Annotated in this window: 13 protein-coding genes and 1 pseudogene; 4 read left to right on the top strand and 10 right to left on the bottom strand. The window is 60.0% G+C overall.

Features of this window, described 5'->3' with window-relative positions; all coding sequences use genetic code 11:
• Positions 1-42: 42 nt before the first annotated feature.
• The 10 genes from ACOYW1_RS08800 to ACOYW1_RS08755 form a co-directional block, all read right to left on the bottom strand.
• Positions 43-1,749 carry a long-chain-fatty-acid--CoA ligase gene (locus tag ACOYW1_RS08800; protein WP_482422497.1) on the bottom strand — a complete coding sequence of 569 codons (1,707 nt, stop codon included), beginning with the start codon at positions 1,747-1,749 and terminating at the stop codon, positions 43-45.
• 278 nt (positions 1,750-2,027) lie between these two features.
• A complete protein-coding gene (locus tag ACOYW1_RS08795) occupies positions 2,028-2,417 on the bottom strand; it encodes a nuclear transport factor 2 family protein (RefSeq protein ID WP_482422496.1) in 390 nt (129 codons plus the stop codon).
• Between the two features lie 102 nt (positions 2,418-2,519).
• Entirely contained in the window at positions 2,520-3,284 is a 765-nt protein-coding gene (locus ACOYW1_RS08790; RefSeq protein WP_482422495.1) for a prephenate dehydrogenase/arogenate dehydrogenase family protein, read from the bottom strand.
• On the bottom strand, positions 3,272-4,333 hold the full coding sequence (aroC, locus tag ACOYW1_RS08785) for a chorismate synthase (RefSeq protein ID WP_482416691.1): 1,062 nt from the start codon (positions 4,331-4,333) through the stop codon (positions 3,272-3,274). The genes ACOYW1_RS08790 and aroC overlap by 13 nt, the downstream gene beginning before the upstream one ends.
• Positions 4,334-4,647: 314 nt before the next feature.
• Complete coding sequence (gene aroL, locus ACOYW1_RS08780; RefSeq protein WP_482422494.1) at positions 4,648-5,172, bottom strand: shikimate kinase AroL; 525 nt, start codon at positions 5,170-5,172, stop codon at positions 4,648-4,650.
• Between the two features lie 34 nt (positions 5,173-5,206).
• Positions 5,207-6,463, bottom strand: coding sequence for a 3-phosphoshikimate 1-carboxyvinyltransferase (gene aroA / locus ACOYW1_RS08775; protein WP_482422493.1), 1,257 nt, complete (start codon positions 6,461-6,463; stop codon positions 5,207-5,209).
• Positions 6,464-6,677: 214 nt separating this feature from the next.
• A complete protein-coding gene (locus ACOYW1_RS08770; protein WP_482422492.1) occupies positions 6,678-7,496 on the bottom strand; it encodes a shikimate dehydrogenase in 819 nt (272 codons plus the stop codon).
• Between the two features lie 4 nt (positions 7,497-7,500).
• Positions 7,501-8,643, bottom strand: a complete 1,143-nt coding sequence (gene pheA / locus ACOYW1_RS08765; protein WP_482416695.1) for a prephenate dehydratase — start codon at positions 8,641-8,643, stop codon at positions 7,501-7,503.
• Positions 8,644-8,648: 5 nt separating this feature from the next.
• Positions 8,649-9,644: a 3-dehydroquinate synthase II gene (locus tag ACOYW1_RS08760; RefSeq protein WP_482422491.1), complete on the bottom strand. Its 996-nt coding sequence runs from the start codon at positions 9,642-9,644 to the stop codon at positions 8,649-8,651.
• A 122-nt stretch (positions 9,645-9,766) separates the two neighbouring features.
• Positions 9,767-10,573: a 2-amino-3,7-dideoxy-D-threo-hept-6-ulosonate synthase gene (locus ACOYW1_RS08755; protein ID WP_180140989.1), complete on the bottom strand. Its 807-nt coding sequence runs from the start codon at positions 10,571-10,573 to the stop codon at positions 9,767-9,769.
• A 517-nt stretch (positions 10,574-11,090) separates the two neighbouring features.
• Here ACOYW1_RS08755 and ACOYW1_RS08750 point away from each other — a divergent pair.
• From ACOYW1_RS08750 to ACOYW1_RS08735, 4 genes and pseudogenes are all read left to right on the top strand, one after another.
• Positions 11,091-12,656, top strand: coding sequence for an RsmE family RNA methyltransferase (locus ACOYW1_RS08750; protein ID WP_482422490.1), 1,566 nt, complete (start codon positions 11,091-11,093; stop codon positions 12,654-12,656).
• A gap of 275 nt (positions 12,657-12,931) precedes the next feature.
• Positions 12,932-13,150, top strand: coding sequence for a hypothetical protein (locus ACOYW1_RS08745; protein ID WP_482423894.1), 219 nt, complete (start codon positions 12,932-12,934; stop codon positions 13,148-13,150).
• 25 nt (positions 13,151-13,175) lie between these two features.
• Positions 13,176-13,703, top strand: a pseudogene (locus ACOYW1_RS08740) (hypothetical protein); the annotation flags it as partial.
• A 13-nt stretch (positions 13,704-13,716) separates the two neighbouring features.
• Positions 13,717-15,186, top strand: a complete 1,470-nt coding sequence (locus tag ACOYW1_RS08735) for a cbb3-type cytochrome c oxidase subunit I (RefSeq protein WP_482422489.1) — start codon at positions 13,717-13,719, stop codon at positions 15,184-15,186.
• Positions 15,187-15,224: the final 38 nt, after the last annotated feature.

Here is a 15,224-nt window from a genome sequence, read left to right as displayed (position 1 = left end):
ATCCCTTTCAGGGTCATCGGCGTTACTATCGAGAAAAATGGATCAAGCTCCCTTTGCCTCAGCACTTTTTGCCACCTCTTCCTCCCGGAGATCCTTCCTCAGAATCTTGCCCACCGTGGACTTGGGAAGAGAGTCCCGGAACTCAACGGCCACCGGCCATTTGTACTTGGCCAGCTTGTCGCTGCAAAATTCGATCATCTCCTGCTCGGTGGCGGTCTCCCCTGCCTTGAGCACCACAAAGGCTTTCACGGCCTCCCCCCGGTGATTGTGGGGAATCCCGATGGAGCAGGCTTCCTGCACCTTGGGGTGTTCGTAGAGGACCTCGTCGATATCCCTGGGGTAGACGTTGTAGCCGCCGGAGAGGATCATGTCTTTCTTGCGGTCCACAATATAAAAATATCCCTCCTCGTCCATGCGGGCGATGTCGCCGGTGTGCAGCCAGCCGTCGGTGAGGGACTCGGCCGTGGCGTCGGGGCGGTTGTGGTAGCCCTTCATCACCTGGGGTCCCCGCACGAACAGCTCACCAATCTCGCCAACGGGCATGTCGGTCTCTCCATCGGCAAGGTCCACCACCCGGGCTTCGGTGTCCGGTGCGGGAATGCCTACACTGCCCACCTTCCGCTTGCCGCCGCTGAAAGGATTCATGTGGGTCACCGGGCTGGACTCGGTCATGCCGAAGCCTTCCACGATCACCGAACCGGAACGCCTCTCGAACTCCTTGGTCACTTCCAAAGGAAGGGGCGCGCTGCCGGAAAAACAGCCTTTGATGGAACTTAAATCGGTGCGGTCGATGGCCGGATCGTTCAGCATGCCGATGTACATGGTGGGCACCAGGGGCGCATAGGTGGGCCTGAATTTACGAATGGTCTCCAGGAGCTGCGGCCCCTGGGGTTTGGGCACCATCACCATCTCCCACCCCATGGAGACAGGGTAGTTCATGGCGCAGGTAAGCCCGAAAATATGAAACCACGGCAGGGCGGCGATGCAGCACTCCCCTCCCCTTTCAAACTCGGAGAACCAGACGCTGGCCTGCTGGATCTGAAACGAGAGGTTCCGGTGGGTAAGCATGACCCCCTTGGCCGCGCCGGTGGTCCCCCCCGTATACTGAAACATGGCCACATCGTCCAGGTCCAACGTCTCGCGAAATTCCGTGGGGGCGTTGGCCGCCACCATCTCTTTCCATTTTATGACGTCCGGGGCAGGCGCAACGTCCGCAGCCAGTTTTTTGCGTTTTCCCACCAGGGGAAAAAGAAGGTTCTTGGGAAAGGGGAGGTAATCGCCGATGGAGGTGTAGACGATCTCCTTGATGGAGGTCTTGCTTCGCAAGGCCGTCATGCGGTCGGCCAGGAGATCCAGGGTAAAGAGGACCCGCGCCCCGGAATCGTTGAACTGGTGCAGCAGCTCCCGGTCGGTGTACAGGGGGTTGTTCATCACACAGATGGCCCCCACGCGCATGATGGCGTAGTAGGCAACCAGACAGGGAAGAACGTTGGGAAGCAGGATCGCCACGCGATCACCCTTCTCAACGCCTATGGACTTCAACCACGCGGCCACGGATTTGACCATCCGATCCGTCTCCCGGTAGGAGAGCCTGAATCCTTGGAAATTGAGGGCCGGATTGTCCGGGAACTCCCTTACGGAGCGTTCCAGAAAATCGGTAAGGAAGATCTCTTCGTAGCTCACCTGAGAGGGAACACCCTCCCCGTAACTGCTGAGCCACGGTTTATCCTGATAGGTGGTCTCGGTCATGGGTCCTCCATGGAAAGTGGGTTGAGCAGGTCAAAACGCGGTTTATAGAAGCAAACTTATGTTAGCCTCTCGCGGTAACATTATCAACCCAATTCCTCAATTGCCTTCCATTTATAAGCCCTGTGCCCTCAACGCAAAACAGCTGCACCGCCCCAAAACAACGAGGAAAAGTGCAGCTGTTTCATACGTATCGACAGGAGTCAAGTTCACGTCCCCATACCGGAGCATGAAAGGGTCAGCAATGCAAAAACCACCGTGCCGCCAATGACGTGGCCACCTTATCTGTTTTTTCCGCCACGAACATTCGCATGCTCATGCCGCAACGGATGCGTATCATAAATAATTCGTAGCGACTCAAATCGTCCATCGCCCCGGGATATGCCAAATACATCCACACACTCGAACTCAACCACGCGTCCGCCCTGCAGCGTCCACCTGTAATGAAAATGCAGGGCCATGGAGTCATCAGGTTCCGCACGGTCGAACACATGCAAAAGCGTGGTCTCCGACTGACGGGTGTCAGCAAATAACTCCCTGTAAAAATCAGCAGCAGGGACCTTTCCGTACAGGGGGGAATGGACCATGGCATTTTCTGTGAACAGGGCCAGGACTTTATCTAAATTTCCCTCGTTAAGTGCTTCAAGATAGGCTTCACACATCTCTTTCATCGTCAACGTCCTTCTAATACTATTGCACATCCCCGACAACATCAGACCATGGACTTCAGAATTTTATTGGATTCCTCAAGGCCCGCCTCAGCCGATTGGGACCTAAAAAGGACCGGATCTCCGCCATATAGTCCAGCTCCCCGTCGGCTCCCACCATACACCACTGCGGTCTTTTTCAGCAGGCACCCCGAAGGCCTCCACCATCTCGCCCACGTAAGGATTGTCTCCCACCATGGCCGCATACAGGTCCGGGTCCTGGGCAAAAAGACGCCCGATGAGGTCGTTTTTCAACTTGAAGATGGGCGTGGCATAGGACTGAGCGTCATCCGGGGTGACCCCCAATTTTTGAAGGGTCCGCCCCATGGCAATGGTCACCACGTGGGTCAGCCCCTGGGCCAGGGCCATGGCCCGGTCATGGTCTTCGGCGGCCATGCGCGACACCTGGGCCCCGCCCGCTGAAAACTCACCTTCAAGAAACGTTAGCCACCGCTCCCCTCGCCCCGGGGTGAGGATGATGTTCTGGCCGACGACCCCGTCGGTATGGGGCCCGAACATGGGGTGGGTCCCCACCACCTCGCAGGAGGTGGCCGAAAGCATGGCACCGGTGATCTCTTCTTTGAGGGAACAGATGTCAAAGAGGCCCTGCTCCCTGGACATGCGAGGTCCCAGCGCTTCGGCCACGGCAGGGGCCACGTCCATGGGCGTGGCGATCATGATGAGGTCGCAACGACGCGTCAGCTCCTCGGCCGTGGTGGTTGTGTCCACATCCGCCAGGAGCACCCGATGGCCCCGCCTCACAAACCAGGCGTCAAAGAGCCGTCCCATCCCCCCCTTGCCGCCGACGATCCCAAGGGTTACCTGTTCCATGACACCGCCCTCTGCCTTAAGAAATGATCCACCAGAACCAGGGCCACCATGGCTTCGCACACCACGTTCACCCGGGGAACGGCTGCCACATCGTGGCGACCGCGCGTGCGGATGGTGGTGGCCTCTCCACGGGTGTTGATGGTCTCCTGCTCCCGCGTAATGGACGGAATGGGCTTCACCGCAACGCGCATCACCAAAGGCGCCCCGCTGGAGATCCCTGCAAGAACGCCCCCGGCGTGGTTGGAGGCAAACCCGTCCGGGGTGATGGGATCGTTGTTCTCAGAGCCCGTAAGCCGGGCCGCGTCAAAGCCGTCTCCGATCTCCACCCCCTTGACGGCACCGATGCCCATGAGGGCCCCTGCCAGGGCTGCATCGAGCTTTTCAAACACCGGCTCCCCAAGGCCTGCCGGAACCCCGTCGGCGATGATCTCCACCACGCCACCCAGGGAATCGCCCTTCCGCCTCACCTCGTCCACCCGGGCGTCCATGGCCTCGGCAGCCTCGGCATCAGGACAGAGGTAAGGGTTTTCCGCCATGGTCCCGTAGTCGCGCTTCAGGGCCCGCACCCCGCCCAGTTCAATGGTGGCGGCACGTACGGAGATCCCGGCGGCGGCCAGGATCTCCCCTGCCAGGGCCGCTGCTGCAACCCGGCCCACGGTCTCCCGGGCCGAAGCTCGTCCACCGCCCCGGTAATCCCGGATTCCGTATTTTGCGTCGTAGGTGATGTCCCCGTGGCCGGGCCGGTAGAGATCCATGATGTCGGCGTAGGAACTTGACCGGGCATCCTTGTTGGCCACCATGATGGAGACCGGGGTGCCCGTGGTCTTGCCTTCAAAGGTCCCGGAAAGGATCCTCGCCCGATCCGGCTCCTTTCGGGAGGTACTGGTCTTGGCCCCTCCGGGTTTTCGTCGATCGAGCCACGCCTGGACGTGCTCCTCGGTAAAGGGAATGCCTGCCGGGGCGCCGTCGATGACCACGCCCACGGCCTCTCCATGGGATTCTCCCCATGTGGTTATGCGAAACAAACCGCCAAGGGTGTTGCCTGCCATATATCTCTCTCCCTGGTATGCAAATGGGTTCCCACTCGCGTCGGGCATCGCCCGGGTCAAAAATCAAAGTAGCTATTCAAATCAAAAAAGCCTCCGGCGGCCCTGCCGGGGGCCAAACTTTTAAAAAGTTTGATAAACAGGTCTCAAGTGATCATTCATAGGCTCCGCCGAAACAATTCCGACATTTTCTTAGAAACGTTTTTTGCGGAGCTTTTTTTCGAAAAAGCGACCCGCCGGAGGCAACTGAACAGTTACAAATCAAAATAGATACGAACGGCTTTCGAGGTGGCACACCTCGCCGCCGGATACTTGCCTTACGCGTCTTTCACCTGCCGCAGGATCTCTTCGGCCACCTCGTCCGGGGACATGCCGTCGGTGTCGATGACGATGTGGGCGGCCTCCCGGTACAGGGGTTCCCGCTCGGCAAGGACCGAGGCGATCTCATCGGCCACCTGCCCTCCGGTGAGGGAGGGGCGCTGCGAGGCCGTGGTCTCATCGTCGGTGATGCGCCGGGCCAGGGTACGGACCCGGGCCTTGAGCCAGATCACCACACCGGACTCACGCATGAGGCGCCGATTTTCAGGGCTTAAAACAATCCCGCCCCCGGTGGCCACCACTGCCTTTTCCCCATCGGCCACCTGCCTTAGGGCAAACCGTTCCAGCTTTCGAAAGCCCTCCCAGCCATCCCTTTGTACGATCTCATCCACGCTGGCCCCGGCATAGCCGACGATAAACCCGTCGGTATCCACGACATGCCGGTGCATGCGCTCGGCCAGAATCCTTCCCACGGTGGTCTTTCCCGTGCAGCGATACCCTGTCAGGTAGATGTTGTTTCCCATGGCGTATTGCCTCGCTGTCTCTTGGCACCAATGTTTACTGCAAGGTCTCGAACACATCCCAATAGGTGGGAAACGACTTCTTGACGCAACCGGGATCCAGGATGATCTCGGCCGTGGCGAGGCCCGCCACGGAAAAACTCATGGCCATGCGGTGGTCGTCGTAGGTCTCCACGTCGGAGCCTGTCAGGGTGCCGCCGGTGATCTCCAGGCTGCTCTCCTTTGCCACGGCGTCGATGCCCATTTTTCGGAGTTCGGTGGCCACGCAGCCCAAACGGTCGCACTCTTTCTCGCGCAGGTGGGCCACGTTCTCGATAACCGTGGTGCCTTTGGCGTGGGCCGCCACAACAGCCAGGGTGGGCACCACGTCCGGCATCAGGGCCATGTCCACGGTGACGGCGGAAAGTTCGCCCCCGGTGACCGTGGTGCCGTCGTCCTCGTGGGTGACGGTGCAGCCCATCTTCTCCAGGACGTCCACAAGGGCCACGTCCCCCTGGCGGGATTTTTTGGTGACGTTAATCACCTTGACGCTCTTGCCGGTCACGGCCGCAGCCGCCCAGAAGTAGCTGGCGTTGGAGCCGTCGGGCTCGCAGTGGTAGGCTCCGGGACGGTAGCTCTGGTTGGGCGCCACTCTAAACACCTTGAAGTCGTCGTGGGTCACCTCGACGCCGAAGCGGCCCATGATGTCCAGGGTGATCTCCACGTAGGGCCTGGAGACCAGCTCACCTGCCACCGTCACCTCGATCCCCTTCGGGGCATAGGGCCCGGCCAGGAGCAGGGAGGAGAGGAACTGGCTGCTGATGCGGCAGTCCAGGGTCACCTTGCCCCCTTCAAAATGCCCCCCCGTTACTTTTACGGGCGGGCAATCGGTGGGGTTCACGCACTGGGCCGGGACCCCGGCCTGGCGCATGGCCACCAAGAGGTCCTCAATGGGCCGCTCCCCCATGCGCTTGGTGCCGGTAAGCACCGTCTCCCCCTCACCCAGGGCGGCGATGCCCGTAAGCAGCCGCATGGAGGTTCCCGAGTTGGCCAGGTAGATGGGCTCGGCACAGGCTTGAAGCCTGCCGCCGGTGCCGGTGACCACCATGGCCTCCCCGTCGTCTTCAATCACCGCGCCGAAGGCCCTCAAGGCGTCACGGGTCAACAGGGTGTCCTCGCTTCGCAAAAGACCTGTAATCCGGCTCTTTCCATCTGCCAGGGCCGCTGCAATGAGCAGCCGGTGGGAGTAACTCTTGGACCCCGGAAGGGTCACCTCAACCTTATCTCTGCCCATGCCGGGCGTAATCTCTCTCATGGTCTGCCTCATCTGCAATCTGAGAATCTATTTATAAAAATGCCTCCGGCGGCCAGGGGATAATCCCCTGGACCCCAGGTTCGCGAATGCTCCAGCCCTTAGGCCTCGGGTTGTCACATTCGCTGACGGGCTGCGCTGATATTTTTTACAACATCCCTCAGAAAATCCGAAGGGCGCTCATGCCACGGCGTTGCCATTCACTACTCACTACTCACTACTCACTATTCAATGCCTCCAGCACAGTACGCCGCATCAGCTCCACCGGGGCCGTTTGGCCTGTCCAGAGCTCACACTGGGCAACGGCCTGGAAGACAAACATGGCCGTGCCGTCCACCGTGGGGCACCCTTTGGCCCGGGCCGCAGCCAGAAGGGCTGTCTCCAGAGGGTTGTACACGATGTCCATGACCAGGGTCCGGGAGGTCAGGCCCTCCACGGATACGGGCATCGCCTCGGTGCGGGGCTCCATGCCCACGGATGTGGCGTTGATCAGGATATCCACCCCGGCCAGGTCCAGGTCGTCAAGGGCGGTAAACCCGGCGCCAAGGTCCCGGGCCAGGGCCTGCCCCTTCTCTTCACCGCGGTTGGCGATCACAAGGGAACCGCCCCTCTGCACGATGCCATACCCCACGGCACGGGCAGCGCCTCCGGCGCCGATGAGGGCCACCTTTTTCCCGGCGATGGAACCCCTGGTCTCCAGGGCCCGCATGGCCCCTTCCGCGTCCGTGTTGAACCCCACAAGCCTGCCGTCGCGATTAACGATGGTATTCACCGCCCCGATCTTCCGGGCGGTGTCGTCCACCTCGTCCAGATGGGCCATCACCTCGGTCTTATGGGGAATGGTGACGCTTGCCCCGCCCATGTTCAGGTGGCGCATGGCTAAAGCCGCCCCTTTGGCCTCATATAGGCCGAAGGCAAGGTAGACGGCGTTTACCCCGAGGGCGTCAAAGGCGGCGTTGTGCATGGCCGGACCCAGGCTGTGGGTAACGGGATTCCCAAACACCCCGAAGAGCTGCGTTTTTGCATCGATTCCCATGACATCACACCTCCAGGGAGCTTTCATCGGCGCTGCGGTACCCGCCGTGGGCCCCTTTGGCGTAGGAGCCCAGGACCTTGAGATAAAGGCAAAGCCCCTTCATGGTGGCCAGCACCCGCTTCACCCGGGCGTCGTCTTTGTGGCCTTCGATGTCCATGATAAAAAAGTAACTCCAGTTTTCCCGCTTGGTGGGCCGGGACTCCAGCTTCACCATGTTAAGCCCGGCGTCGGCCACCGGCTCCAGGGTTGTAAACAGGGCGCCTGGGATATGGGAGGTCACGAACATCACCGAAGTCTTGTCGTCCCCTGTGGGGCCCTGCTCTTCTTTTCCCAGGACGAGGAACCGGGTTTCGTTCCTGGAAGAGTCCTCGATCTTGGACTCCACCACCCGCAGGCCGTAGACCTGGGCCGCCTTGGAGCTGGCGATGGCCGCGGATTTGGGGTTGGCCGCCGCCTTCAAAGCGGCCTGGGCCGTGCTGCTGCACTCCTCCAGCACCACGTCGGGCAGGTTCCGCTGGAGCCAGCTCCGACACTGGGCAAAGGGCTGGGGATGGGAATAGACCACCTCCACCTCATCGAGGTTCCCCCAAAGGGAGAGAAGGTCGTGGCTGATGGTCTGATAATACTCCGCCGTGATGGTGACCTCCGACTCAAAAAGAAGGTCCTGGGTATGGGTCACCGCCCCTTCAATGGAGTTTTCAACGGGCACCACCCCGTACTGGCAGCCTCCGCGCTCCACTTCCGCGAAGATTTCAGCGATGTTGCGGTAGGGGGCAAAGCGCCCCGAATGGCGAAAGTGGTTGAGGGCCGCCAGGTGGCTGTGGGTGGCCTCCGGCCCCAGGTACGCGATGGTCAGGGGTTTCTGGAGCTCCCTGGACGCCGCCATGATGACGCTGAAAATGTATTGAAGCACGGTGTCGTCCACCGGCCCCTCGTTGAGGCGGCAGATGCGGTCCATGATCAGGGATTCCCGGGACCGGTCCAGAACCTTGCTGTCGTAGCGGCGCTTGAGCTCCCCCACGGCCGCGCTCACGCCCAGCCGCTGGTTGATGAGGGCCACGATCTGGGTGTCGATGCCGTCGATTTTCTCCCGCAGACCGGCCAGCTCTTTTTCAAAGGAGTCCCCATCGGGGTGAGGCTTTTCCATGGTGGTTACTTCTCCGTAATGGTTTCGTCGACCTTGTGACCGAAATGGCGACCGCCCTCTTCATGGTAGGCCAACACGCGATCCCCCGGTGCAAGGGACACCACGGATACGGGCTCACCCTCGGGTGAGGTCAGGCGAATGGTCTCGGCGTTTTGGACGATGGTGGCAACGCCCTTGTCCCCGATACGCGCCTTGATAAGGAGCATGGGGCGTTTCTCGATTTTCAGGCGTCCCACCACGGCGCTTGAAACGGAGCCGTCGTGGTTGACGATCTCCACCTCATCACCGGCCTCCAGCTCGCTCAGGTACCGGGTGCGCCCGCCGGGGACACGGGTGTAGGCATGCACTGCGCCGGCGTTAACCCTGAAGGGCCTCGGCGCCACATAGGGGTTGGAGACGGTCTCGGCATGGACCAGAAACAGGGCGCTGCTTGAATTGCCCACCAGCATGCCCTGGCCTTTCTCCATGTTCAGGCAGGTGTCCACACAGACGCGATCGCCCATGCCGATGTTCTTCACGTCGATGACCTCGGCCTCCACCAGGGAGAGACTCCCGGTCTCGCCCTTGAGAAGCTCCAGGGTCTTTTTCAGCTCCATGGGATCCCGGGTGTCGAGCATCACCTGCTTCACCCCTTTTTCCAGGATGCCGAAGGCCAGCTGGGCCTCGTCAAAGGAGTGTACCAGAGCCGCCACGTCCGCGCCCTTGGCGATGAGGTTCTCCAGGGGGATGATGGTCCAGTCCGTGCATTCCAGGATCACCAGCTTCTGGGCGGCAAGGCGACAGATAGCCTCCTCGTCGTCACCGCTGGTGATGGTGAAGATCTCCACGTCCTTGCCGGGGACCAGATCACCGTCGTCACAGATGGTGACGACGCGGCCCAGCTCCTTGACCTTTTCCGAGCATCCGTCGGGGACCATGATCCCGTCAGCACCTGACTCCAGGGCCGTGAGCACCAGTTCTTTGTCCCAGGGGTCTGCTTTTACCCATATTTTTCTCATCATCAAACCGTCCTTCATGTTTAAATGCATACATTCCGTTTCAGGAAGATATAAAATATCAATACCCTTGCAGGATAGCCCTGCGAATTAGGCGTTGGCAGCGGGTCATCCCTAAGCCGACGCCATTAAGCCATGGACTCCAGGTGATCCAGTGCCTCATCCACGGAGAGGTCCTGATGGATGATCATGTGCATGGCCTTGACGAGGTTTTCCGGGTCACGATGCTGGAACACGTTGCGGCCGATGGAGATACCGGCACCGCCCGCGTCGATGGAGCCCTTGACCATCTCCAGGATCTCCCGGTCGGAATCCATGGTTTCGCCACCGGCGATGACCACGGGCACGTTGCACCCCTCGGTCACTTCACGGAAACTCTCCGGGCTTCCCGTGTAGTTCACCTTGACGATATCCGCCCCCAGCTCACCGCCCACCCGGGCCGCATGCTTGACGAAATTCACATCGTAGCTGTTGGTGATCTTTTCGCCGCGGGCGTAGCACATGGCCAGGAGGGGCAATCCCCAGGTTCGGCAATCCGCGCTGACCCGGCCGAAGTCGTGGAGCATCTCCTTTTCGTCGGCGTCCCCCAGGTTCAGGTGAAGAGAGACGGCGTCGGCCCCGAGCTTGATGGCTTCTTCAACACTGCACACCAGGGTTTTTGCGTTGGGAAAGGGGGAAAGGCAGGTGGAGGCGGAGAGGTGGATGATCAGGCCGATGTCAGGGCCGGTGCCCCGAAGCCCTTCAGCCACAAGACCCTTGTGCTCCACAATGGCGTTGGCGCCTCCGTTGGCGACCTTCTGAATGGTGGATTTCATGTCGATGACCCCTTTGATGGGGCCCACGGTGGTCCCATGATCCATGGGGACGATGATGGTACGGCCGGTGGTTCTGTTGAAAATCCGTTCAAAACGAATCATCTTGCCGATGCTGCTCATGGTGTTCTCCTTCAGCGAATGGCCCCTCTCACAAGAGGCGCCCGAGGGTTTGAAGCATAAAAAAAGGCCGTGAAAGGTATCTTCCACGGCCTGGGTGCTTCTTTTTTGCTGATCTGGAGTGCCGTGGGACCTTGTGTTGGTCTACCCACGGCTGTTTTACGCTTACAAGTGTGTGTGGTTCAGCGCATGCCTGGGTACACCGATGTGATACCAGTAATAAAAATAATAAAATGCGCTGAAAAATCGAAACATTTTTTTTCTCTTTGCCGAATATCTGTACGTTTCACATGCGAAAGGCGGGTGTCGCCTTCCGTCACTTTTAGCGATAAAACTTCGTGAAGAATTAATCTATGGAAATGAGGTTGTCAAGATGTTATTTACCGAAAGATACCGGCCGGGGGTGCTTCCCGGCCCCGGCGAACAGTTACTACAGACAGTAACAATGCGCATATCCGGCCGCTGACCCCTGCGGATCGCGCCCACCATTTTCCCGAGAAAAAAGGAACATAACGAGCCCATGAGACGCTTTTTCATCAACAAAGAGGACATCACGGACACCCACGGCACCATCACAGGAGACGAAGCGCGTCACATGACGCGGGTACTCCGGCTGAAGCCCGGGAGCACCGTCATCCTCCTTGACGGCCAGGGTGGAGAGTACGATGCCGTCATCGACGAAATCCGGGAACAAAGCGTCTCTGTCACCCTCTCCGCCTCCCGGCAGGAGACCCCCTCCTCCGCACCGTCCATCACCCTCTGCCAGGCCTTTTTAAAAGAGAAAAAGATGGACGACCTGGTGCGCCACCTGACCGAACTGGGCATGGCGGCCTTTCAGGCCTTCTTTTCCAGCCGCGTGGTGGCCCGTCCCAAAGGGGACAAGCTGGAAAAACGCGAAGCCCGATGGGAAAAGATCGCCGGAGAAGCCGTCAAGCAGTGCGGACGCACCACGGCCCCTGCCATCTGCCGCACCACCGAGCTGAAAACCCTGCTTGAAGGGCTGCCCTCCGGCCCCCACACCCTGAAGCTCTTCTTCTGGGAAGAGGCCCAGGTCTCCTTTAAAGAGCTGGGCGCCATGAACGCGACCATCACCAACCTCACCCTGATCATCGGCCCCGAGGGAGGATTTACCGCGGAAGAGGCCGAGCTGGCCAGGGAAGCGGGGTGCCTCGTTGCCGATTGGCACGCGCATCCTCCGGGCGGAGGCGCCCGTTGGCCGCCCTCTCCATCGTCCAATACCTGTTCGGGGATATGTAATGTAGCCCGGGAATTTCATGGGAAACACCAGACCGAATCAATAAGGGGACACCCATCCTCACCGTTATCAGATCCTTCGACTCGTGAAATGCCCGGGTTAAGGGCGCCCCTTCACAAACCGCCCTTGACAAGTGACCAATCACCCCTATCTTTAACTGAAGTTCATGTCCTGCGGAACATTGCCGTCCCGGGACTCATCAATTCTTTTGCCGACGAGCCCCTTACCCAGGGGTCATCAAGGGTTGGATACCTATGGATGCCCCGGACCCCGCCGTCACCCGGTCTGGTTGTTCCCGGGCCATCGCAAGTCTTCCAAAAAGGAGACCCCATGGAAAAAGTAGAAAACGGATTGTTCGTTCAGGTCGCATATAAAGGAACCCTTGCCGACGGCGAAGTCTTTGACAGCAGTGAAGGACGCGATCCCCTTGAAGTACAGATGGGAACCGGCCAGTTGATCCCCGGGTTTGAAGCGGCCCTGATGGACCTTTCGGTGGGTGACAAAAAAACCTTCACCTTAGGGCCTGAAGATGCATACGGCGAACGTTCCGATGATCACACCATGGACTTTCCCGCTTCCGACGTTCCCCCGGAAATGAACCCCCAGGTGGGCCAGGCCATTGCCCTGTCCACCCCCCAGGGCCAGCAGGTACCGGCGGTCATTACCCACGTGGACGACGAAAAGGTCAGCGTGGACCTGAACCACCCCCTGGCCGGCAAGACCCTCACCTTTGAGATCGAAGTGGTGGGTATCTCCAAAGAGGCCACCCAGCAGCCCGCGGGAGGATGTTCCCCCAGCGATTGCAGCGGGTGCGGAGGCGGTTGTCACTGATCCGAACCGGGCCCTTTCTCCTATAGGGCCCGTCCGTATAGCAAGCCGATGCCCCGGGGCCACTGGCCGCGGGGCTTTTTTATTTTCTTCTCCCTTTGCTCCCTTCCGCGTCAAGGCCAATCGTTGACGCCTCCCTCCAGAAAGAGTACTATCCTTTCAACATTCCTACGCATTGAACCGTCGGCAACCACCCCGGAGCCCCTCCCCTGCCGGCAGATTCCCCAAGGTCGATCGCCCTTCCAACGACACAGGACTCACTCACACAGAGGTGTGCCATGCTCAGCCAACGGATGAAACTCTATTTTCTCCTGGCCATTGTCAGCTCCATCGCCATCGCATTGGTCGGCTTCGTGTACACAAAAAAAGACCTTCCCCCCTACCCCGGCACCGTCAAATCCATGTACGGCCAGACCCTTTCAAGCAAAAACGCCATTATGGCGGGCCAGCAGGTATGGCAACGGTTCGGCCTCATGGACCTGGGCCACATCACCTAACCGTTCTGCCGGGGGCCCGGACTTCACGGCCCAGGCCCTGCACAACATGGGCGTCACCATGCGGGAAGTGATGGCCCTTCAGCGTTTTCGCACCAGCTATGACAGGCTCCTGACAGAAGAAAAAGGGGCCGTGGACGCGGTGGTTATCAACCAGATCAAAACCAATCGCTACGACAAAGAGAGCGACACCCTGACCCTGACCTCCCTTCAGGTGGCAGCCCTGTTCAAAAACCGCGACTTTTATCACAGGCTCTTCACCGAAGGGGACGAAAACGGCCCCATCAACCCCGGCACCATTACCGACCCTACCCAGCTCCGGGACCTGGCCGACTTCTTCTTCTGGACAGCCTCATCCGCACCCGGACCATACGCCCGGGAGACACCCACACCTACACCAACAACTGGCCCCACGACCCCAGCGTGGGCAACATGGTCTCGGGCAAGTCCCTGGTCTGGTCGGCCATCTCCCTGGTGGCCTTCGGGCTCTGCCTGGGGGGCATGGGTGCCCTCTGCCCCACAAATACGGGTTCAACAAAGGCGCCCAGGGCTATAAGCCGGAGCCTGCCATGGCCCTGGCCGGTGCCCCCATCTCGGCCAGCCAGAAAAAGGCCGCCAAGTTCTTCCTGGTGGTGGCAGCCCTCTTCTTTGTGCAGGTCAACGTCGGGGGGCTCATGGCCCACTACACGGTGAGCCCGGACTCCTTTTACGGCCTCAAGGCCATCGCCGCCTTTATCCCCTACAACTGGGTCAAATCCTGGCACCTGCAGCTGGCGATCTTCTGGATTGCCGTCTCATGGATCGGCATGACCCTGTTCGTGGCTCCCATGGTGGGCAACCGGGAGCCCAAAGGGCAAGGCTTCCTCGTGGATTTTCTCTTTATTGCGGTTCTCATAGTTGCCGTTGGCAGCCTCACAGGGGAAGTCCTGGGCATCAAGGGAATGCTTGCAGACTACTGGTTCTGGCTGGGACACCAGGGGTGGGAATACCTGGAGCTGGGACGACTTTGGCAGATCCTTCTCTTCATCGGCCTCATCCTCTGGCTCTTTCTGGTGGTCAGGGCCCTGAAGGATCACTTCAAGGCAGGCCAGGACAAGTGGGGGCTTCCCAATTTCCTGGCTTACTCCGGGGTGGCCGTGGTGGGATTTTTCAGCTTCGGCCTCACCTACGACCCCCAGACCCACATCACCATCGCCGACTTCTGGCGCTGGTGGGTGGTCCACACCTGGGTGGAGGGAGCCTTTGAGTTCTTCGCGGCTGCGGCCGTTGCCTTTGTCATGGTCAACCTCGGGCTGGTGCGCCTCGAGGCCGGTCTCCGGGCCGTCTACTTCACCGTGGGCCTTGCCCTTTTTGCGGGCATCATCGGGGTGGGGCACCACTACTACTGGTTCGGTGAGCCCTCCCTCTGGCTCGCCCTGGGGTCCACCATCTCCGCCCTGGAGCCGGTGCCCATCCTCCTTCTCCTCTCCGAGGTGTGGCACGGCCAGAGCGCCCTGGTAAAGGGGGGCAGCGACTTCCCTTACAAATACCCCCTGATGTTCCTCATGGCCGCCATCTGCTGGGAGTTTGTTGGGGCCGGTGTCATGGGGCTCTCCATCACCACCCCGGTGGTCAACTACTACGAGCACGCCACCTACCTCACCGTCAACCACGGCCACACCGCCCTGTTCGGGACCTACGGAATCCTGGGTATCGGCCTCGCCCTGTTTTCCATGCGCGGGCTGGTGGAAGACAAGGGATGGAGCCCCACCCTGCTCAAGCTCAGCTTCTGGAGCATCAACATCGGGCTCTTTGTCATGTTCACCGCCACCCTCCTGCCCACGGGGATCCTCCAGGTGCTGGACAACATCAACCACGGGTTCTGGCACGCCCGTTCCAACGCCTTCTGGTCCAGGGACATCATCCAGCTCCTCGGCAACACCCGCATGGTGCCCGATGTCATGATCATCATCGGGTCCGGGGCCTTTCTCCTGTTTATGCTCAAAGCCATGGGGAATCTGAAAAAGGTAACCATCGGCTCAGGCGAGCCCTTTGCGTAAAGTATGCCTTCTATGGTTAAAGTGCATGGAAAAACCTG

It is taken from the genome of Desulfoluna sp. CYM3A (assembly GCF_056829965.1).
The sequence above is the reverse complement of the archived record's forward strand: the minus strand, read 5'-3'. Positions and strand labels throughout refer to the sequence as shown.

Excerpts from the sequence above, each read along its gene's own strand:
- ACOYW1_RS08800 (WP_482422497.1), bottom strand. The coding sequence starts at position 1,749 with ATGACCGAGACCACCTATCAGGATAAACCGTGGCTCAGCAGTTACGGG.
- ACOYW1_RS08795 (WP_482422496.1), bottom strand. The coding sequence starts at position 2,417 with ATGAAAGAGATGTGTGAAGCCTATCTTGAAGCACTTAACGAGGGAAAT.
- ACOYW1_RS08790 (WP_482422495.1), bottom strand. The coding sequence starts at position 3,284 with ATGGAACAGGTAACCCTTGGGATCGTCGGCGGCAAGGGGGGGATGGGA.
- aroC (WP_482416691.1), bottom strand. The coding sequence starts at position 4,333 with ATGGCAGGCAACACCCTTGGCGGTTTGTTTCGCATAACCACATGGGGA.
- aroL (WP_482422494.1), bottom strand. The coding sequence starts at position 5,172 with ATGGGAAACAACATCTACCTGACAGGGTATCGCTGCACGGGAAAGACC.
- aroA (WP_482422493.1), bottom strand. The coding sequence starts at position 6,463 with ATGAGAGAGATTACGCCCGGCATGGGCAGAGATAAGGTTGAGGTGACC.
- ACOYW1_RS08770 (WP_482422492.1), bottom strand. The coding sequence starts at position 7,496 with ATGGGAATCGATGCAAAAACGCAGCTCTTCGGGGTGTTTGGGAATCCC.
- pheA (WP_482416695.1), bottom strand. The coding sequence starts at position 8,643 with ATGGAAAAGCCTCACCCCGATGGGGACTCCTTTGAAAAAGAGCTGGCC.
- ACOYW1_RS08760 (WP_482422491.1), bottom strand. The coding sequence starts at position 9,644 with ATGATGAGAAAAATATGGGTAAAAGCAGACCCCTGGGACAAAGAACTG.
- ACOYW1_RS08755 (WP_180140989.1), bottom strand. The coding sequence starts at position 10,573 with ATGAGCAGCATCGGCAAGATGATTCGTTTTGAACGGATTTTCAACAGA.
- ACOYW1_RS08750 (WP_482422490.1), top strand. The coding sequence starts at position 11,091 with ATGAGACGCTTTTTCATCAACAAAGAGGACATCACGGACACCCACGGC.
- ACOYW1_RS08745 (WP_482423894.1), top strand. The coding sequence starts at position 12,932 with ATGCTCAGCCAACGGATGAAACTCTATTTTCTCCTGGCCATTGTCAGC.
- ACOYW1_RS08735 (WP_482422489.1), top strand. The coding sequence starts at position 13,717 with ATGGCCCTGGCCGGTGCCCCCATCTCGGCCAGCCAGAAAAAGGCCGCC.